Here is a 19,640-nt window from a genome sequence, read left to right as displayed (position 1 = left end):
TAGAGTCCGCCCCCGCGTACGAGATCACGAGGGGAGAGATGGGCGTTGGGGAGGATTCTGTGGCTGCACGATCCGAGCGTGTCCACCAGTACGAGGTCGAAATGGAGCAAGCCGGAGGACGGTCGGGTCTTTCGCGAGATACGGATCGCCGAGGGCCTCGCCCAGGAGCAGCGTGCCGCCCACCGCACCGTCGCCTTCCCTGAGCGGCACCTCCCGGTCGGCGGGGGCCTGAAGGAGTACCAGGCGGCACGCAAGCAGGGCGCGCGTCATCTGGTGCTGTGGGCCGACCCGTACCGCCACCAGGTGTACGCCCAGGTCGTCACCAGATCGGCGGCCAAGGGGCAGTCGGCGGTCTTCGAGGTGCTGGGCGCGGCGGGCGAGTCGCTGGCGGTCATCCAGCGCGATCCGGCCGCGCGGGGCGGGACGATACGCACCCGCTGGACCGTGCGGCAGACCGGGAGGCAGCCGGCCGTCGGCCGGAAGGGCCACCCGGTGTGGTGGGCCCTGTGGTGGCTGATCTCTCCCATCCAGTTGGCCATCGTGATCGCCAGCGTCCTCGGCGGCGGCGATGTCGCGCGCACCCCGCGCCGCACGAAGTGGCGGATCGACGGGGAGACGGTGCTGGACTGGGCGAACGGATTCGGCGACTTCGGGCTGGAGGCCCCGGCCGACTGGTGGGATCCGCGGGTCACCGCCTCCCTGGTCGCCCTGCTCACCAGCCACGACAGCTGGCTGGGCAACGCCTGGGACACACGGGTGGACTGACGGGGGCCAGGGGCCCGTCCGTCGGGGAATCGTCCGGACGATCATGGGGTTGAGGTGTCGGCACGCGAGATCTTCCAAGGAGCTGACATGTCCGACGAACCCGCCGTCCGCGAACTCCGCCTGGTGGTCACGGCAGCCGACTACGACGAGGCGCTGCACTTCTACCGCGACGTCCTCGGGCTGACCGAACGCGGCGCGTTCGCCTCCCCCGGCGGGCGGGTCACCATCCTGGACGCCGGCCGGGCCACCCTGGAGCTGACCGACCCCAACCATGCCGCCTTCATCGACGAGGTCGAGGTCGGACGGCGAGCGGCCGGCCATATACGGGTCGCCTTCCAGGTGGACGACTCCGCCGCCACCACGGAGAAGCTGGCCGCCGCGGGGGCGGAGGTGGTGGCCGAGCCCACGGTCACCCCGTGGAACTCGTTGAACTCCCGTCTCGAGGCACCGGGCGCGCTTCAGCTGACGCTCTTCACCGAGCTCGACGGGTAGCCGGCCGGCGACCGTCCCGGTCGCGGCCGCGGGCGGCCTCCTGGTTCACGGCCCGACCGGGAGGCCCTTCGGCTCCTTGACGCGCTTCATGATGATCTGCGAGTTCACCTCGGTGATGCCCGCCAGTGTGGTGAGTCGCTCGATCCACAGCTGCTCGTAGGCGGTGATGTCGGCGACCGCGATGCGCAGCAGGCAGCCGGGGCTGCCGAAGAGGCGGTAGGCCTCGATGACGTCGGGGATGTCCTGGAGGGCCGCCTCGAATGCCTCCACCGCCTCGCGGTCGCGCTTGACCTCGATGGAGACGAGGACCTCGAAGCTCCGGCCGACGGCCTCGGGGTTGATGATCGCCCGGTATCCCTGGATCACGCCGTCCTGCTCCAGCTGGCGGACGCGGCGCATGCAGGGCGAGGGGGTCAGACCGACGCGCTGGGCGAGCTCCTGGATGGTCAGGCGGCCATCGTTCTGGAGCTCACGCAAGATATTCTTGTCGATGGAATCCACCGCGCAATTATCCGCCACACTTCTGCGGATCGCGCGCTCAAATCAGCGATCCAATTGCGTGCGATTCGTCCTATCCTCCCTGTGCCCGGCCGCCACGCCCCCGTGGACGGCCGTCATGATCTCGATCGAGGAGGGACGGGCAGACGTGGGACAGGTCGTCGTCATCAGCACGGGCGGAACGATCGCCAGCCGCTGGCAGGGGTCGGGGTTCGCCGCCGACGCGCGAGGCGGTGACGTGCTCGCCACCGCCGCGGTGCCGGAGGGTGTCCTGGTACGGGTCGTCGACCTGATGAGCGTGAACAGCGCCCGGCTGACCACCCGCGACCAGCTGGCCCTGCTGCGGACGGTGCACGAGGTGCTGGCCGACCCCGACGTCGACGGGATCGTGGTCACGCACGGCACGGACACCCTGGAGGAGTCGGCCTTCCTGCTCGACCTCCACCACCACGACCCCCGCCCGGTCGTGTTCACCGGCGCCCAGCTCCCGCTCGAGGCGCCGAACGGCGACGGCCCGCGCAACCTGCACGACGCGCTGCTGACCGCGAGCACCGCCTCGATGCGCGACATGGGCGTGCTGGTGGTCTTCGACGGGCAGGTGCACGCGGCGCGAGGCACCGTGAAGGTCCGGACCCTGGCGGCCGACGCGTTCGCCGACCCGTCCGGCAGCCCGGTCGCCGACGTCAAGGACGGTCGCCTCCTCGTCCACCGGCGGCCGGAGCGGCCCACGCCGCTGCCCCTGCCGGCCGGCGGCGACCCCCTCCCCCGGGTCGACATCGTGACGCACCACTGCGACGCGGACCCGGTGCTGTTCGACGCCGCCGTCGCGGCCGGGGCCCGGGGCATCGTCCTGGTCGCCACCGGCGCGGGCAACGCCACTCCCGAGATGGCCGCCGCCGTCGCCGCCGCGGTCTCCAAGGGCGTGCTCGTCGCCCTCACCACCCGCGTCCCCTCCGGACCGGTCGCCGAGATCTACACCCAGGGCGGCGCCGTCGACCTCGCCGCCGCCGGAGCCGTGCTGACCGGCACCCTCCGCGCCGGTCAGGCCCGGATCGCGGTCCTCGCCACCGTGCTCGCCGCCCCCGACGCGGACGACAGGGACGGGCGGACGCGCGCGCTGCGCCACACCGTCGGCGCCCCGGCCGCCGCCGACGACACCCCGACCGTCGGCGGCGGCCCGGCCGTGACCGACGGCGCGCCGGCCGCCGGCTGAAACGTTTCCTCCCCGCTCCCCCACCGCACCCCGATCGGATACCCCATGTCGGCTCCCGTCCCCGGCCCCTCCCGCACCGAACACGACCTCCTCGGCGACCGCGACGTCCCCGCCGCCGCGTACTACGGCGTCCACACCCTGCGCGCCGTGGAGAACTTCCCCATCACCGGGACGCCCATCTCCGCCTACCCCGACCTCGTCACCGCCCTCGCCTCCGTGAAGCAGGCCGCCGCCCTCGCCAACCGCGACCTGGGCCTGCTCGACGGTCGCAAGGTGGACGCGATCGTGCGGGCCTGCGAGGAGATCCGCGACGGGCAGTGGCACGACCACTTCGTCGTCGACGTCATCCAGGGCGGCGCCGGCACCTCCAGCAACATGAACGCCAACGAGGTCATCGCGAACCGCGCGTTGGAGCTCCTCGGCCACACCAAGGGCGAGTACCGGCACCTGCACCCGCTGGAGGACGTCAACGCCGGGCAGAGCACCAACGACGTCTACCCGACCGCCGTCCGCCTGGCGCTGCGGCTCGCCGCCGCCCGCCTGCTGGAGGCCATGGACGTGCTGCGTGAGGCGTTCGCCGCCAAGGCGGAGGAGTTCGCGGACGTCCTGAAGATGGGCCGCACCCAGTTGCAGGACGCGGTGCCCATGACGCTGGGCCAGGAGTTCGCCGCCTACGCCGTCATGCTGGACGAGGACCGGGCGCGGCTGACCGAGGCGTGCGCGCTGCTGAGCGAGATCAACCTCGGCGGCACCGCCATCGGCACCGGGCTCAACGCCCACCCCGCGTACCCGGCACTCGCCTGCCGCCACCTCGGCTCGATCACCGGCATCCCGTTCACCGTCGCCGGCGACCTGGTCGAGGCCACGCAGGACATGGGCGCGTTCGTGCAGCTCTCGGGTGTGCTCAAGCGGGTCGCCGTCAAGCTCTCCAAGACCTGCAACGACCTGCGCCTGCTCTCCTGCGGCCCGCGCGCCGGCCTCGCCGAGATCAACCTGCCGCCCGTCCAGGCGGGTTCGAGCATCATGCCCGGCAAGGTGAACCCGGTGATCCCGGAGGTCGTCAACCAGATCGCCTTCGAGGTCATCGGCAACGACGTCACGGTCACCTTCGCCGCCGAGGGCGGCCAGTTGCAGCTCAACGCCTTCGAGCCGGTGATCGCCCACAGCCTCCTCAAGAGCATCCTCCACCTCCGGGCCGGCTGCCTGACCCTGGCGGAGCGGTGCGTCACCGGCATCACCGCCAACCGCGAGCACCTGGCGCGCCTCGTCGGCCAGTCCATCGGCCTGGCCACGGCCCTCAACCCGTACATCGGCTACGAGCAGGCCACCGCCGTCGCGCAGGAGGCGCTCACCACGGGCGCCGCGGTGCACGACCTCGTCCTGACCAAGGGCCTGCTGACCCCGGAGCAGCTCGGGGAGATCCTGCACCCGGACAACCTCGCCCGCCCCCACATCCGAGCCGCCGCGGCCGCCGACGCCTGACCGCCCCGGTAGCACCCGTACGCGCAGAAGCAGCAGCAGTGACACGAGAAGGAAGCGACACCACCATGGCAACGGCGCCTAGCGTCTCGTACTCGATGACGGTCCGACTGGAGGTGCCGGCCGGTGGCAGCGCCGTGAGCCAGCTGACCACGGCCGTGGAGTCCTCCGGCGGGTCGGTCATCGGCCTCGACGTGACCGCCTCCGGTCACGAGAAGCTCCGGATCGACGTCACCATCGCCGCGACCTCCACCGCGCACGCCGACGAGATCGTCGAGAAGCTGCGCGGCATCGAGGGCGTCTCGCTGGGCAAGGTCTCCGACCGCACCTTCCTGATGCACCTCGGCGGCAAGATCGAGATGTCCTCCAAGCACCCGATCCGCAACCGTGACGACCTCTCCATGGTCTACACCCCCGGTGTCGCCCGGGTCTGCCAGGCCATCGCGGAGAACCCCGAGGACGCCCGCCGCCTGACCATCAAGCGCAACAGCGTCGCCGTGGTCACCGACGGCTCCGCCGTGCTGGGCCTGGGCAACATCGGCCCCATGGCCGCCCTGCCGGTCATGGAGGGCAAGGCCGCCCTCTTCAAGCGCTTCGCCGGCATCGACGCCTGGCCGATCTGCCTGGACACCCAGGACTCTGATGAAATCGTCGCCATCGTCAAGGCGATCGCCCCCGGCTTCGCCGGCATCAACCTGGAGGACATCTCCGCCCCGCGCTGCTTCGAGATCGAGGCCCGACTGCGCGAGGCCCTGGACATCCCCGTCTTCCACGACGACCAGCACGGCACCGCCATCGTGGTCCTCGCCGCGCTCACCAACGCGCTGCGGGTGGTCGGCAAGGCCATCGAGGACGTGCGGGTGGTCATGTCCGGTGCCGGCGCGGCGGGCACCGCCATCCTCAAGCTGCTGATCGCCGCCGGCGTCAAGCACGCCGTGGTCGCCGACATCGAGGGCGTGGTGCACGCCGGCCGGGCCGACCTGGTCGACGCCGACACGAGTTCTGACATGGCATCGCTGCGTTGGATCGCGGACAACACCAACCCCGAGGGTGTCACCGGCACGCTGAAGCAGGCGGTGCGGGAGGCCGACGTGTTCATCGGCGTCTCGGCGCCCAACGTGCTGGGCGGCGAGGACGTCGCCGCGATGGCCGAGAACGCGATCGTCTTCGCACTGGCCAACCCCGACCCCGAGGTGGAGCCGGCCCTCGCCCGGCAGACCGCCGCGGTGGTGGCCACCGGCCGCTCCGACTTCCCCAACCAGATCAACAACGTGCTGGTCTTCCCGGGCGTCTTCCGCGGCCTGCTGGACGCCCAGTCGCGCACCGTGAACACCGAGATGATGCTCGCCGCCGCCCGGGCGCTGGCCGACGTGGTGCACGACGAGGAGCTCAACGCGAACTACATCATCCCGTCGGTCTTCAACCCGCGCGCCACGGAGTCCGTCGCCGCGGCCGTGAAGCGCGCGGCTCTGGCGCTCCGCAAAGCCGAGTAGCCGGGAGGTGTGAGGAGGGCACCCACGGGGGTGGCGTCCTCCTCACGGGTGCCCGGCGCGCACCGCCGGCGCCTCGGCGGTGATCCGGTAGTAGTCGAGCAGCCCCTCCCGGTAGGCGGTGAGGAAGTTCCGCGACCAGGTCCCGGCGTAGCCCGCGGTGTCCAGCCAGCGGTCCCAGCCGGGCCATACCTGTGCCCCGATCGACTCCACCCGCACGGCGCGGAGTCCGGCCGCGCGCAGGGCGTCGGTCAGCGCGTCGAGCGGGTGCGCGACGTCCAGGCCGCTGGCGAAGCTGTCCAGTATCCCCGCCAGGCGCTCCTCGGCGTCGGGGCGGTCATCGGGCGGAAAGAATCCGGCGAGGGCCAGGCGGCCGCCGGGGCGCAGCACCCGGCCGGTCTCGCGGGCGAAGGCCGCGAGATCCCGGAAGTGCTGGGCGGCCTCGACGCTGTAGACGCCGTCGAACCGTCCGTCCTCGAAGGGCATGTGTTCGGCCGCGCCCTCGCGGAAGCGGAGCCGCCGCGGGCTGCCGTCCAGCAGCTCGCGGTTCTCCTCCGTGGCCCGCCGTACCTGCTGTGGATGGATGTCCATGCCGGTGACCTCGCCGAAGGCGAACTCCTCGACGGCCAGGGCGCAGCCGAGTCCCCGGCCGCAGCCCACTTCCAGCACGCTGCCCCGCGCCCGCGCGGGGCCCGCGCTCTCCTCCGTACGGGTGAGCGCCTCCAGCACGCGCCGGTACAGCTGCCGCTGGCTCAGGACGCGGTCCGCCACCGTCAGCGGGCGGGTGAGGTCGATGCCCTCCCAGTGGCCGAAGTTGATGAAGCCGCCCGCGAAGGCGGGGACCGTGCTGAGGTCGGCGGGCCCGTACACCTCGCGGACCGTGGGCGGGATGGATTCCATGGATTCCGAGGTCATGGGCGCCCCTTGTCTGCTGCCGCGCGGTCGACGGTGCCTGGCCGCCGGAAGCCTAGTGGGCGCCCGCCGCGGTCCGCCACGGTGCTTGACAGGGCGCGTCGGGCGGGTGGCTCCCCGTCGGGAGCCCGCCCCGCCGGCTGTCAGGGGCTGACGGCGAGGACGAGATAGGCCGTCAGGAGGGACAGGTGCACCCCGCTCTGGAGGAGCGTGGCGCGGCCCGGCACGACGGTGAGGGTGCCGACGGCGACGGTGAGGGCGAGCAGCACGGTGTGGGTGGCGCCGAGGCCGAGGACCAGCGGGCCGCTGAGCCAGATGGAGGCCACGGCGACGGCGGGGATGGTCAGGCCGATGCTGGCCATGGCCGAGCCGAGGGCGAGGTTGAGGCTGGTCTGGATGCGGTCGCGCCGGGCGGCGCGTACGGCGGCGATGCTCTCGGGCAGCAGCACCAGCAGGGCGATGACGACGCCCACCACCGCCTGGGGCAGGCCGGCCGCCGCCACTCCGCGTTCGATGAGCGGAGAGGTGGTCTTCGCCAGGCCGACGACCGCGACCAGTGCCACCCCCAGCAGCGCGAGGCTGACGCGCGTGGCCCGCGCCGTGGGCGGCTCGATGTGCTCCTCGGCGTCGATGACCTCGCCGTCGGCGGTCAGCGGGAGGAAGTAGGTGCGGTGGCGCACGGTCTGCGTCGCGACGAACAGCCCGTACAGGACGAGTGCGGCCAGCGCGGCGAAGACGAGTTGGGCCGGGGAGAACCGCGGCCCCGGGGTGCTGGTGGTGAAGGTGGGCAGGACCAGGCTCAGCCCCGCCAGCGTCGCCACCGTCGACAGCGCCGCCCCGGTGCCCTCGGCGTTGAACACCGCGATACGGCGCTTGACCGTGCCCACCAGCAGGGACAGTCCCACGATGCCGTTACAGGTGATCATCAGGGCGGCGAAGACGGTGTCCCGCGCCAGGGTGGCGCCCTTGCCGTCACCGCCGGCCATCAGCGTGACGATCAGGGCGACCTCGATGACGGTCACCGCCAGGGCCAGGACCAGGGAGCCGAAGGGTTCCCCGACGCGGTGCGCGACCACCTCCGCGTGCTGCACGGCGGCCAGCACCGCCCCCGCCAGACAGCAGTCCACCAGCACCACCACGGCCACGGGGAGCGACCGCCCCCAGGTGGCGGCCAGTACCCCGATCGCGATCAGCGGCACCAGCACGGGCCACTGCGCGGCCAGCCGGCGAACCCCAACCTCCATGGGCACGAGTCTGCGTCGCCCGCCGGCGCCGGCGGACCAGCGACCGCGCCGCTGCACCCGCACGGACCCGACCGCTGATCCATCTGCCGCACGGCGACCGGACCGCATACCCGACGGGTGCGCGGGACGTGCTTGCCCCGGTGACCGGCGGCGGCGGCCGTGCCATCGTGGAGCCGCCCGATTGGTCTGCACCTGCCACCGGAGGGTCGATGCGCGACACCACCGTGACACCGGGGACGCCCTGCGCCACTCCCAGGGACGGCGAACCACCCCTGCACCGCCTGGAGGTGTCCCTGCCCGACGCGGTGCCGTTCGCCGCGGGGAGCTTCGACGCGATCGGCCCGCTGTCCCGGGCGCCCTTCCCGCACCGGCACACCTTCTACGAGATCGTCCATGTCACGGCCGGCACGGGGACACACGTCCTGGACCTGGTCCGGTGGGAGCTGCGCCCGCCGCACCTGTGCGTGATCCTGCCCGGGCGGGTGCACCACTGGGACGACGTCCGCGAGCTGGACGGCACCGTCGTCCTGTTCACCGAGGACTTCCTGCTGGACCACCCGGGCGACCGGGCGCTGCTGCGCCGCCTCGGGGAGCGCCCCTGGCTCGGCCTCGACGCGTCCGCGCACGCCCGGACCGCGCGGCTGATGACCGAACTGACCGAGGAGTACCGGCAGGGGACGGCGGGCTTCGAGACCGTGCTGCGCTCCCTGCTGCACATCCTGGTCGTCCGTACGGCACGGCTGGGCGGCTCCGGTGCGGCGCCGCCGCCCACCCGCCCGGGGGCCGTCGCCGAGGAGTTCGCCCGACTGGTCGCCCGCACCGAGACGGCGGTGGGGTCCGTGCGGGAGTGCGCCGAGCGACTGGGGGTCACTCCCGGATATCTCACCGAGGCGGTCCGGGCGGCCACCGGACGGACCCCCGCCCGACTGCTCCGGGAGGCCCGCGTCTGCGAGGCGCAACGCCTCCTCGTCAGCACCGAGTTGTCGGTGCGTCAGGTCGCCGTCCGGACCGGCTTCGCCGACCCCGCCTACTTCTGCCGCTTCTTCCGGCGGGAGACCGGGACGAGTCCGGGCGACTTCCGAAAACACCACGGTCACCGCGCCCCGTCCATCGAAGCCGCGGACACGCCGGCCTAGGTTCATTGCCGACCCCCCTCACCTCCCCCGACGAGGAGCAGGCATGGACAGCGAGGCCAACCCCGCCCACGTCAGCCGCAAGACGGTGCTGCGCGCCGCGGCCGCCGTCGGCATGGCGGTGCCCGTGACCCTCATGGGCGTACCGGCGCTCGCCCGCACCCTCACCGGGAGCGGCGAGCCCCCCGCGCTCACCCCGCCGTGCGACGACGGGGACGACCCGACCCCGCCGCAGACCGAGGGCCCGTACTTCAAGCCCGACTCGCCCCGGCGGAGCAGTCTGCTGGAGCCCGGCCTGCCCGGCGTCCGGCTGACCGTCAGCGGCTATGTCTTCGGGCTCGCCTGCCAGCCGGTCTCCAGGGTCCTGCTGGACTTCTGGCAGGCCGACACCGACGGCGCCTACGACAACGCCGGGTTCCGCCTCCGCGGCCACCAGTTCACCGACTCCCGCGGCGCGTTCGCGCTCACCACGATCGTGCCGGGCCTCTACCCGGGCCGCACCCGGCACCTCCACGTCAAGCTGCAGGCACCGGGCAGGCCGGTGCTGACGACCCAGCTGTACTTCCCGGGAGAGCCCCGCAACAACACCGACCCGATCTTCGACCGCCGGCTGCTCATGTCCGTGCGGGACACCGGCGGGGCCAAGGAGGCCGCCTTCGACTTCGTGCTGAACGTGTTCCAGGGCCCGGGTCCGACGCCCACGCCGACCGCCACCGCGACCACCCCGCCGCCCGGCGGGACATGGGCCGTCGGCACCGCCTACGCGGCCGGGGACCGGGTCACCTACGGCTCCTCGGGCTATGCGTGCCTCCAGGCGCACACCGCCCAGCGCGGCTGGGAGCCTCCGTCGGCACTCGCCCTGTGGCGGGCCGTCTGAGCGACCGCCCCAGGCCGGCCCCGGCTCCGCGCGCCGTCCGTCCGCCGCCCGGCCCATGACGGAGCCGTCCCCGGTCGTCGCCGCGCGCGACGGACCTCGGGGTCATTCGGTCTCGAGGTCGCCGCCCGCGGCGAGGCGGCGGACCTGGTCCTCCTGGGCGAGCCGCCGCAGCAGTTCGAGCATGGGGGCGGAGAGGGCGAAGACGATGGCCGCCCGCTCGGCCTGGGCCGCCGGATCGTCGATGGCGGCGGCGCGCTGGAGGTCCAGGCGGGCGGTGGAGCGGGCCAGCTCCGCGTAGGCGAGGAGCCGGTCCAGCTGGTAGTCCGCCTTCAGTCGCCTGAGCTCCTTCAGCGCCGTCGTCAGCCCGCGGACGTGCGGGGACGTATCGGGGACCTGCCAGCCCATGGCCTCGATCAGGTCCGCCACGTCCGCCTCGGCGGCCGCCTCGGCCTCCGCCTCCCCGTCGGCCTCCCCCGCCGGCGACTCCGCGACGGGCACCGGCAGGGCATAGCTGATCGCCCCGAGGGCCCCCTCGGTGCTGTCGGACTGCTCGACGGCGGCCAGCACGTCTCGGGTGGCGGCGATGGACAGCCCGCCGAGGGTGGTCAGCGCCTTGATCAGCCGCAGCCGCTGGACGTGCTCCTCCCCGTACTCGGCCAGCGTCGCGGCCGTCGCCCTGCCGGCGGGCAGCAGGCCCTGCCGCCGGAAGTACTTGATGCTGGCGACCGGCACGCCGGTCACGCGGCTGAGCTCCGAGATCTTCATATGACTTCCTCGACTGGTGGTGCGGCCGGGCCCCCGCCGGCAGGCGATTGGACACCCCACCTCGATACTGTCACTATCTAGCAGCTAGATACCTTAAGTATCTAGTTACGGAATGTCATCGCACTGGAGCAGTCTGCCACCATGCCTTCCCCTCAGCCTTCCTCCGTGCTCCGCAGCCCACGGCTGTGGATCGGCGCTGGCCTGATCGTCGCGGTGCTCTCCACCGTGTTCGCCCTGCTCTACGTCGGCGGCAACGTCGACCCGAAGGGCAACCTGCGCGATCTGCCCATCGCGCTGGTCAACAGCGACAACGGCGCCGATGTCCAGGGCAAGCACCTCAACCTCGGCGACCAGGTCGTCTCCGGGATCGAGAAGTCCGCCGCGGACAGCGACAGCATCGACTGGCAGGTGCTCAGCCGACAGGAGGCCGACAAGCGGCTGGGGCAGGGCAAGGTCTACGGCGCGCTCGTCGTGCCGAAGGACTTCACCGCCGCGGTGACGGGGCTCGCCGGCCCGCAGCAGAAGCAGCAGGTCGCCCGGCCGACCCTGACGGTGCTGACCAACCAGGCCGCCGGCAGCATCGGCTCCTCCCTGGCCGGTCAGGCGACGCAGCAGGCCGCCCACGCGGCCTCCGCCCAGATCGGCAAGGACCTCCTCAGCCGGGCCGACCAACAGGGCGCCCGACTCGCCCCGGCCGCCCAGCTGATGCTCGCCGACCCCGTCTCGGTGAAGGTGGCCGTCGGCCACCCGCTCGGCTCGCACAGCGCCATGGGCCTGAGCGCCTTCTACTACGCGCTGGTCCTGGTCGTCTGCGGCATGCTCGGCGCCAATGTGATCCACTCCCAGGTCGACACCGCACTGGGCTACCTGCACAGCGACTACGGCCCCATCCGCCTGCGCAAGCCCGTCCAGCACACCAGCCGCGCGCGCACGCTGGCCATCAACACCGTCGTCATGCTCGGGCTCTCCGTCCTCATGGGCTCCCTGGTCGAGGCCGCCACGGTCGGCCTCCTCGACATGGACGCCCCCCACCGCGGCCTGCTGTGGCTCTACTCCGTCGCCACCATCGCGGTCGTCGGCGTGGGCGTCCTGGCGCTGCTCGCCGTCTTCGGCACCCCCGGCCTCCTGCTGTCGACCGTGGTCTTCGTCGCCATGGCCGTCCCCTCCTCCGGAGCGACCGTGCCGATCCACGCGATGCCCGACTTCTTCCGCACCCTCGCGGAGTTCGAGCCGCTGCGGCAGATCACCGACGGCGCGCGCTCCATCCTCTACTTCGACGCGCAGGCCGACGCCGGCCTCGCCCGCGCCTGGACCTCCATGGGCGTCGCCCTGGTCGCCGCCCTGCTCTTCGGCTTCGGCATCACCCGCCTCTACGACCGCAAGGGCCTGCACCGCATCCCCCGCCCCGCCGACTCCGCCAACGCGGCGGAGCCCGCGACGGCCTGAGACCGACCCGGATCCGGCGAGCCCACGCGAGGAGCCGCCGGAGAGGGCCGCAGACGGGCCTGCCCGTCCCCTTCGTGGGACGGGCAGGCCCGTCCTGGTTTTCTCAGCGGACCCGGTGAACCCGCTGACTGGTGAGCTCGTAGCGGGCCCCCACGACGTCCAGCACCCCTGCCGTGATCTTCGCGGCGAGATCCGACTCCGAGGCCAGGCGCGACCGCACCCGCCGCACGTTCGCCGTGATCGCCGCGTCCACCCGGGCATCGCCCTGGAGGGTGCGGTCGATCACCGGGCGGATCTGATCCGTCAGATACCGCACATGGGCCGACAGCTCCGATCCACCCTCGTCGGCGCGGACGGCCGCGGAGACGGCCCCGCAGGACTGGTGCCCCAGCACCACGACCAGCGGGACCCCCAGCTCCAGAACCCCGTACGCGATGCTCCCGAGGACCGCCTCGTCCAGGACCTCGCCCGCCGACCGCACGGTCAGCAGATCACCCAGCCCCTGGTCGAACACCAGCTCCGGAGGGACGCGGGAGTCGACGCACCCCAGCACCACGGCGAAGGGATGCTGGCCGCCGGCCAGCGACTCCCGCACGGCGCGGCCCTGGTCGGGATGGCGCTCGCGGAACGTCCGCCAGCGCCGGTTCCCCGCCGCCAGCGCCCGCAGCGCCGCCTCCGGAGTCCCCGGCCGGGCGCCCATCCCGCAGGGGGCGGCGACCATCCCGCGGGGGTCGACGGCCATCACGCAGGGGTCGGCGCCCGTCCCGCGGGGGTCGGCGGCCACCCGGCGGGAGTCTGCGGCCGCGACGACAGCGGCGGCGCCGCTCGACGCCGCCGAGGCTCCGCACCTCGACCCGGTTCCCAGGGCGACCACGCCGCCGACCCCGGCCCGCATCAACTGGCGCCGGCGCAGCCATGCGTCGACCCCGGGGGGACCACCAGCATCACCGCTCATACCGGCACAAGTTAGGCGCGCCCGCCCCCGGACTCTCCGGAATCCTCCCGCGTTTGGCCCGCTCTTGAGCGAGACTTGAACAAACCACGATGTTCACCGGCGAGTTACTCACCCTTGCGCGAGCCTCTGGCCACAGCGTGCGAACGGGACGCGGCGGTCCGGGCGTCGAGGCGCGGGCGCCGTCGAGGGGCGGCGGGCGAGCTCCTCAGCAGGTCGCCGGGCACCTGAGTTCCGCTCCGACATCCGGCTGGTCGACGTCTAAACACCGACCCGGCAGATACGGCCCCCAACTCCCCCTATCGGGCTAATTATCGGGGTGATGCGACGGGTGGGCGGCCCCGCTCGTCCACCATCTCCGCGTGAAAACACGGAAGCGCGCCCGACGGGCGGGAGCCCTGGCCGCGGCCTTCGTGGCCCTGTCCTCCGGCACCATAGCGACAGCCGACGACGGGGCCGTGGCCACGACGCGCGGGGCGGGGTGGTGTCTGACCGCCTCCGCCGGCCCCGGCGGGGCCGTGGCCCGGATGCACCGTTGCCCCACCCCCACACCGACCCCCACGCCGACGCCGACCCCCACGCCGACCCCGAGCCCCACACCGACGCCGAGCCCGCGGCCCACGCCCAGTCCGGTCACCACGCCCCCGCTGCCGCCCCGACCGAGCCCCACGCCGCCGAGGCCCACGCCGGCGCCCGCGCCGCCGATCTCCCGGCCCGCGCCGGAGCCGCTGCCCACACGGGTGGCGCGGCCGGCGCCGCCCCCGAGGACGTCGCCGAAGCCCAGGCCGACGCCGTCGCCGAAGCCGACCGTCGCGCAGGTCGAACTGCGCGCCCAGCACCGTCCGTTGCCGAAGCGGCCGGAGCGCCGCACCTCGCTGGTCACCTTCACCCTGCTGCTCACGGTTCCCGCCGTGCTGGCGGCCGCCATCCTCCGCCCCCGCTCGCGCGCCGGCTCCGGCGGCAGGCGCGGCCGCTGACGACCCGGGAGGTCAACTGATGTCCGAATGGCTGGTACTGCTGCTGGCGATGGGCGGGGCGTGTCTGGTGGTCGTCGTCATCACGGTCGCCAAGGAGCGCCGGGTGAGCGACGACTACGACCCCAGCGAAACCCCGGACGTGATCGAGTACATGACGATGATGGTGGGCGTGGTCTACGCCATCGTGCTCGGGCTCGCCATCGCCGGAGTGTGGGAGTCGCGCGGCGCGGCGCAGGACGGGGTGCGGACCGAGGCGCAGGCGCTGCACGAGGTGAGTCTGCGGGCGGACGCCTATCCGGCCCAGGGCCGGGAGCGGATCCGCCGGGACGTGGCGGCGTATGTGGACCACGTCGTCAACGTGGAGTGGCGGGTGATGCTCGACGAGGGGGAGCTGACCGAGCGCGGCGACGAGCTCCTGGCCAGGGTGCGCAGGGACGTCTCGGAGCTGCGGGGCGAGGGCGCGGAGGCGGCGCTGGCGTATCCGGGGCTGCTGGACCAGGTGGCCGCGGCCGACGACGCGCGAGGCGCACGGCGGGAGAGCGCGGGGCCGACGATGCCGAGCGTGGTGTGGTTCGGACTGGTGCTGGGAGCGGTGCTGGCCGTCGGGCTCATCTTCACGCTCCAGATCCGCCGTTCGCCCCGCGAGCTGATGCTCTCCGGGCTGTTCAGCATGCTCATCGCGTTCCTGCTGTTCCTGGTCTGGGACTTCGACGCCCCCTTCGGCCGGGACATGGCGGACGCCGTCGGCCCGTTCACCGACCTGTTCCCCGGCGCGCGGGGCGACTAGCTCGACGTACTTTAGGCGCAAGAAGAAGCAATGCCTGTTCCCCGGCGCGCGGGGCGACTAGCCCGGCGCGCCGGGGTCCGTTCAGGCCGACTCGTCGATCCGGTCCGTGAAGTCGACGGAGGACAGGTCCTGTCGGCGGCTGATGTTGAGTTTCCGGTAGACCCGGGTCAGATGCTGTTCCACGGTGCTCACGGTGATGAACAGCTTGGCCGCGATCTCGCGGTTGGTGTAGCCGTGTGCCGCGAGCGCGGCCACCCGGCGCTCCGAGTCGCTGATCTTGTCCTGGCCTGGTGCCTGCCCGAACTCCCGGTAGTCCTCCTCGTGGTGCCCGGGGAGGACCGCGTCGCACAGCGGTTGGGCTCCGCACTCGCCGGCCATCTGCCAGGCGCGCCGCTTCATCATGCTGGAGCGGGCGACATCTCCGGTGGTCTGGTAGGCGTCGGCCAGGTCGGCCAGGGTGCGGGCGAGTTCATAGCCGTCTCCCACGGGGTGGAGCTCGTCGACGGCCTGGGCCAGCAGCCGGGGCCGCTGTTGTTCGTCGGCGACGGCGGCCTGGGCGCGCCAGGCCATGCCGCGGACGCGTGCGGGGCTCTGCTCGACGGCGGCCAGCTGCTCCCGGATGGTGTGTTCGGCGCAGGCGCGGCGCCCCAGGGCGAGCAGCGCCTCGGCGGCGTCGATCCGCCAGGGCAGCAGGGCGGGCCGGTCGACGCCCCACTTCCGGGCGAGCCACCCTATGCTCAGGAAGTCGCCCAGCCCGGCGTGGTGGCGGCTGGTCGCCAGGTAGTAGCGCCCTCGGGCGCGTAGGTAGGGCAGCACCTCGAGGCTGTTGAACAGGTCGTCCGGGACGGGCTGTTCCAGCAGCACTCCGGCCTCGGCGTAGCGGCCCATGGCGGTGCAGGCCAGGATGCGGCTCACGGTCGGCCCGACGCCGAAGATGCTGCGGTTGCGGACGGGGGCGTGGCCGAGGGCCAGCCGTCCGTACTCCTCCGCCTCGGCGAACCGGCCGCGCATCAGGGCCACTTCGGCCAGCACGGCGCAGAGCAGCGCCTGCCAACCGGGAGCGTCGCGGCGGCCGGCCTCCTCGTACAGCCGCCGGCCGCGCGTCGCGGCCCGCTCCGGATGCCCGGCGAGCGACAGCACCTTGAGGTAGTTGGCCACGGTCGGCAGCGTGGTGTCCATGAGCGGGGAGGCGTCGAGGGCGCGTTCCGCCTCGGCCACCGTGCAGCCGTCGACGCCCCGGCCGAGGTGCAGCCACACGGTGCTGGACGCCAGCAGGGCGGGCAGCGCGGCCGGGGCCGCCGGGGAGGAGCGGAGGGGGTGGGGGCCCGGGGCGCGCTCCGGTTCGGCGCCCGGCCCCCGCCGCCGGGCGTGCTCCGGTGCGCCCACCACACCCACCGCGCCCACCGCGCCCGGTGCCCCCGGGGCGAGGCCCCGCCCGGCCGGCTCGGTCCTGCCGTGCATCAGCAGCAGCCTGCCGAGCAGTTCGGCGGAGGACGCGGAGAGCAGTCCGGCGCGGTCGGCCTCGACGGGTCCTGCCAGGTGCTGTTCGGCGATGAAGGGGCTCAGCCGCCAGGTGACGAAGGCGATCCTGATTCTGATCGAGGCGCGCAGCCGCTCGTCGGGGCAGCCGGCGGACGCCAACTCCAGGTAGTCGATGGCGGACTTCGCCTCGTCGCGCTCCAGGGCCTCGTCGGCGGCCTCCTGGAGCACCGCGGTGGCCCATGGCTCGTCGGTGTGGCGGGCGGCGAGCAGATGACGGGCGACCTCCCGCGAGGGGACGGCGGCGGTGTGCAGCAGCCGTGCCGCCCTGCGGTGCAGCTCCAGGCGGCGCTGGGGAAGGATGTGCTCCAGCACGGCCGCCTCGGCGACCGGATGTCGGAAGTGGCCGCCGTCGAGGATGCCCGCCTCGCTGAGCGCCTGGCTGCGCCGGGCCGCCACGGCGGCTCCGGCCCCCAGCAGCCCGCCCAGGAGCTCGGGGGTGCTGTACGCGCCGAGCACGGCGGCGCCGGCCGCGAGTTCGGCGGTCTGCGCCCCGCTGCGGTGCAGGCAGGCGAGGACGGCCTGGGCGAACGGGCCGCCGACGCTCAGTCGAAGGGCGCCGTCCGCGTTCTCGACCGCGCCGTCGGACCGCCCGCTCAGCCGGTGCTCCTCCAACAGCGCCCGGAGCAGCAGCGGGTTGCCGCCGCTGGCCGCCCACAGCTCCTGGTGGAGGGTCGACTCGGCGGGCTCGCTGATCTCGGCGGCCAGCATCCGGTCCACGCCGTGGCGGCTCAGCCGCCCCAGCCGCACTCGCTGGAAGCTCGCCTGCCGCAGCAGTTCCGTATGGAAGACCGGGTCGCTGGAATCGCGGTCGAGGGATTCCGCGAACACCAGCGACATTCCCGCGGACCGAAGCTCCCTACCGATTGCGAGAAGATACTCCAAGGACACTTTGTCGGCCTTTTCGACATCGTCGACAAAAGCGACCACATGGCGACCGCACGCCGCCTCGACAAGGGCCGAACAGATGTCTCCCACCGCGTCGAGCCGTACCGCTCCCGGGAGATTCGAAGGAAATTCGAGCGAGGCTCGTGAAGTAATCAACTCATCCAGAACCAAACGCATCCTCATTCTGGCGGAATCGGTCAGCGCGGGACCGGCGAGCAGCTGCCGCAGCAGCCCGGTCCGCTGCTGCGCCCCCACGGCGCAGCCCGCGGAGGCCAGGACGAGACAGCCCGCGTCCGCGACCCGCTCCGCGACGACATCCAGCAACCGACTCTTACCGCATCCGACCGCCCCCTCCACGAGCACCACCCGAGGAGCGTTCGAGTACCTCCCGGAAAGCAAATCCTGCAGAAACCCTAATTCACATTCCCGCTCGATAAGCAATATCCCCTCCCCCGCACCGCCGGGTACCAGCGAACCGATGCGCCAGCCCGAAATTCCTATACCGGCGTGCGCCTCGACACCCGCCAGTGTAAGCATGCGCCTAACCGATTAAGCCAAACATGACCTCGATCACGCGACGAAATGGCCGAAACCATTCGACCGAATCGATCGAACAGATGAGGGGGCACGACGAACAGCGGCGGCTGTTGTGCGCGATATCGCGCACAACAGCCGCCGCTGCGGGTCGGGATCACGACCGGCGGGCGGGTGCCCGCCGGCTACTCCTCGATCGCGATCACCATGTTGGGACAGTTGCGGACCGCGCTCCGGACCGCGTCGTGGTGCTCGGCCGACGGCAGCTCCGTTAACAGCACGACCACGCCGTCGTGTTCATTCTGGTCGAAGACCTCAGGCGCGCTGAACGCGCACATCCCCGAGGCCACGCACCGATCGGCGTCGACCTTCACCTTCATCGTCAATGCCCTTTCTCTGCCGGCAGGATGGCCTCCCACGCTACGGGCACGGCCGCGGGCCCGGCCACGGGGGTGCCGGTCTTGAACGGGACCTCCGCCAGCGGCACGGCGAGCCGCAGCGAGGGCACGCGCCGCAGGATCGTCTCCAGTGCCACTGTCAACTCCACCCGCGCGGTCTGCTGGCCGAAACACTGATGTGCCCCGTATCCGAAGCCCAGGTGTCCGGTGGTCTTCCGGGCGATGTCGAGCCGGTCGGGGTCGCGGAAGATGCCGGGGTCGCGGTCGGCCGCCTGGATCGCCAGGATCACATAGTCACCCTTGGCGATGGGCTGACCGCCGAGCACGGTGTCCCGGGTGGCCTCGCGGAAGATCCCCGCCGCGCCGCCGAAGAAGCGCACGATCTCCTCCACCCCGCCCGGGATCAGCTTCGGGTCGGCGCTCATCCGCGCCAGCTCCTCCGGGTGGGCGAGCAGGGCGAGCATGCCGTGCGAGAGGGCGGTGGCGGTGGTGTCGAAGCCGGCGACCAGCATCACCGCGCTCATCGACACCAGTTCCATGTCGCTGAACGACTCGTCCGCCGCCGCGCTGCGGGCGATCATTCGGCTGACCCCGTCGTCCTGTGGGTTCTTCCGACGCTCCCGTACCAGCTCGTAGAGGTAGCCGTGCAGCGGCCTGATCGCCTCGGCCAGTTGCAGGGCGTCGGTGAGCCCGCTGAACACCACCGCCGCCGCATCGTGGAACAGCGCCCGGTCGGCGTAGGGCACCCCGACCACCGTGCCGATCGCGGCGGTCGTGACCGGCACCGCGAAGTCGTGGTAGAAGTCGGCGGTCGTGCCGGCCGCCGCCATGGCGTCCAGCCGCTCGTCCACGATCCGCTGCACCTTCGGCCGGAGCTGGTCCAGCCGCTTGGGGGTGCCGAGCTCAGGGCCGATGTGCCGGCGGAAGCGCTGGTACTCCGGCCCGTCCATCCGGGTGAACTCCCCCGGCGCCACCGGGCGGTCGGGGTCGGCGTGCGCCATGAAGTGCACGACCTGCCCGGGGCGGCTGCTGAAGCGCTCCGAGTCGCCGAGCGCCTCGCGGACGTCGGCGTACCGGCTGACCAGCCAGGCCGTGACCCCGGTGGGGCACTTCACCCGGGTCACCGGGGCCTCCACCCGCAGCCGGGCGTACTCCGGTGACGGCCCGAAGGGGCACTCGCTCGGTCGCGGCATGGGCAGGTCCAGCAGGTCCTGCCCGCCGGACCGGTCCGTGGTTGCGTCCATGGTCCCT

At 72.7% G+C, this 19,640-nt stretch carries 18 protein-coding genes; 10 read left to right on the top strand and 8 right to left on the bottom strand.

The genetic code is table 11. The features are described from left to right. Positions 1-78: 78 nt before the first annotated feature. On the top strand, positions 79-765 hold the full coding sequence (locus LRS74_RS31500; protein ID WP_277744200.1) for a hypothetical protein: 687 nt from the start codon (positions 79-81) through the stop codon (positions 763-765). Positions 766-852: 87 nt separating this feature from the next. After that, positions 853-1,257 carry a VOC family protein gene (locus LRS74_RS31495; RefSeq protein ID WP_277744199.1) on the top strand — a complete coding sequence of 135 codons (405 nt, stop codon included), beginning with the start codon at positions 853-855 and terminating at the stop codon, positions 1,255-1,257. A 45-nt stretch (positions 1,258-1,302) separates the two neighbouring features. Here the strand turns inward: LRS74_RS31495 and LRS74_RS31490 are convergent, their stop codons facing one another. Next, the gene (locus LRS74_RS31490; protein WP_277744198.1) at positions 1,303-1,758 is read right to left on the bottom strand and encodes an Lrp/AsnC family transcriptional regulator; all 456 of its coding nucleotides are present in this window, start codon (positions 1,756-1,758) and stop codon (positions 1,303-1,305) included. Positions 1,759-1,873: 115 nt separating this feature from the next. Here LRS74_RS31490 and LRS74_RS31485 point away from each other — a divergent pair, with 115 nt between their 5' ends. The 3 genes from LRS74_RS31485 to LRS74_RS31475 all read left to right on the top strand — a co-directional run bounded on the left by LRS74_RS31485 (position 1,874) and on the right by LRS74_RS31475 (position 5,940). Further along, positions 1,874-2,968, top strand: coding sequence for an asparaginase (locus LRS74_RS31485; protein WP_277744197.1), 1,095 nt, complete (start codon positions 1,874-1,876; stop codon positions 2,966-2,968). Positions 2,969-3,013: 45 nt separating this feature from the next. Then, the gene (gene aspA / locus LRS74_RS31480) at positions 3,014-4,450 is read left to right on the top strand and encodes an aspartate ammonia-lyase (RefSeq protein ID WP_277744196.1); all 1,437 of its coding nucleotides are present in this window, start codon (positions 3,014-3,016) and stop codon (positions 4,448-4,450) included. A gap of 65 nt (positions 4,451-4,515) precedes the next feature. After that, on the top strand, positions 4,516-5,940 hold the full coding sequence (locus LRS74_RS31475) for an NAD-dependent malic enzyme (protein ID WP_277744195.1): 1,425 nt from the start codon (positions 4,516-4,518) through the stop codon (positions 5,938-5,940). Between the two features lie 42 nt (positions 5,941-5,982). Here LRS74_RS31475 and LRS74_RS31470 read toward each other — a convergent pair whose 3' ends face one another. Together LRS74_RS31470 and LRS74_RS31465 are read right to left on the bottom strand one after the other, a co-directional pair. Further along, positions 5,983-6,852 (bottom strand): class I SAM-dependent methyltransferase, encoded by an 870-nt coding sequence (locus LRS74_RS31470; protein WP_277744194.1) that lies wholly within the window; start codon positions 6,850-6,852, stop codon positions 5,983-5,985. Between the two features lie 140 nt (positions 6,853-6,992). Further along, on the bottom strand, positions 6,993-8,093 hold the full coding sequence (locus LRS74_RS31465; RefSeq protein WP_277744193.1) for an ionic transporter y4hA: 1,101 nt from the start codon (positions 8,091-8,093) through the stop codon (positions 6,993-6,995). Positions 8,094-8,302: 209 nt separating this feature from the next. Here LRS74_RS31465 and LRS74_RS31460 point away from each other — a divergent pair, with 209 nt between their 5' ends. Both LRS74_RS31460 and LRS74_RS31455 read left to right on the top strand, forming a co-directional pair. Beyond that, positions 8,303-9,229 (top strand): helix-turn-helix domain-containing protein, encoded by a 927-nt coding sequence (locus LRS74_RS31460; protein WP_277744192.1) that lies wholly within the window; start codon positions 8,303-8,305, stop codon positions 9,227-9,229. A gap of 43 nt (positions 9,230-9,272) precedes the next feature. After that, positions 9,273-10,103: a carbohydrate-binding protein gene (locus tag LRS74_RS31455; RefSeq protein ID WP_277744191.1), complete on the top strand. Its 831-nt coding sequence runs from the start codon at positions 9,273-9,275 to the stop codon at positions 10,101-10,103. A 102-nt stretch (positions 10,104-10,205) separates the two neighbouring features. Here LRS74_RS31455 and LRS74_RS31450 read toward each other — a convergent pair whose 3' ends face one another. Then, positions 10,206-10,868, bottom strand: a complete 663-nt coding sequence (locus tag LRS74_RS31450) for a MerR family transcriptional regulator (protein ID WP_277744190.1) — start codon at positions 10,866-10,868, stop codon at positions 10,206-10,208. Positions 10,869-11,033: 165 nt separating this feature from the next. Between LRS74_RS31450 and LRS74_RS31445 the strand changes: the two genes are divergently transcribed. Next, positions 11,034-12,314 (top strand): YhgE/Pip family protein, encoded by a 1,281-nt coding sequence (locus tag LRS74_RS31445; RefSeq protein WP_347178178.1) that lies wholly within the window; start codon positions 11,034-11,036, stop codon positions 12,312-12,314. A gap of 103 nt (positions 12,315-12,417) precedes the next feature. Here LRS74_RS31445 and LRS74_RS31440 read toward each other — a convergent pair whose 3' ends face one another. Further along, positions 12,418-13,269: a carbonic anhydrase gene (locus tag LRS74_RS31440; protein ID WP_277744188.1), complete on the bottom strand. Its 852-nt coding sequence runs from the start codon at positions 13,267-13,269 to the stop codon at positions 12,418-12,420. 359 nt (positions 13,270-13,628) lie between these two features. Here LRS74_RS31440 and LRS74_RS31435 point away from each other — a divergent pair, with 359 nt between their 5' ends. Both LRS74_RS31435 and LRS74_RS31430 read left to right on the top strand, forming a co-directional pair. Beyond that, a complete protein-coding gene (locus LRS74_RS31435) occupies positions 13,629-14,243 on the top strand; it encodes a hypothetical protein (RefSeq protein WP_277744187.1) in 615 nt (204 codons plus the stop codon). A gap of 19 nt (positions 14,244-14,262) precedes the next feature. Then, entirely contained in the window at positions 14,263-15,030 is a 768-nt protein-coding gene (locus LRS74_RS31430) for a DUF4239 domain-containing protein (RefSeq protein WP_277744186.1), read from the top strand. A gap of 81 nt (positions 15,031-15,111) precedes the next feature. Here LRS74_RS31430 and LRS74_RS31425 read toward each other — a convergent pair whose 3' ends face one another. The 3 genes from LRS74_RS31425 to LRS74_RS31415 form a co-directional block, all read right to left on the bottom strand. Beyond that, complete coding sequence (locus LRS74_RS31425) at positions 15,112-17,409, bottom strand: LuxR family transcriptional regulator (RefSeq protein WP_277744185.1); 2,298 nt, start codon at positions 17,407-17,409, stop codon at positions 15,112-15,114. Positions 17,410-18,176: 767 nt separating this feature from the next. Then, positions 18,177-18,371, bottom strand: a complete 195-nt coding sequence (locus LRS74_RS31420) for a ferredoxin (protein ID WP_144386118.1) — start codon at positions 18,369-18,371, stop codon at positions 18,177-18,179. Between the two features lie 2 nt (positions 18,372-18,373). Then, entirely contained in the window at positions 18,374-19,633 is a 1,260-nt protein-coding gene (locus LRS74_RS31415; protein WP_277744184.1) for a cytochrome P450, read from the bottom strand. Between the last annotated feature and the right edge of the window lie 7 nt (positions 19,634-19,640).

The organism is Streptomyces sp. LX-29 (assembly GCF_029541745.1).
Classification (GTDB): domain Bacteria; phylum Actinomycetota; class Actinomycetes; order Streptomycetales; family Streptomycetaceae; genus Streptomyces.
This window is presented reverse-complemented; position numbering and strand designations above follow the sequence as displayed.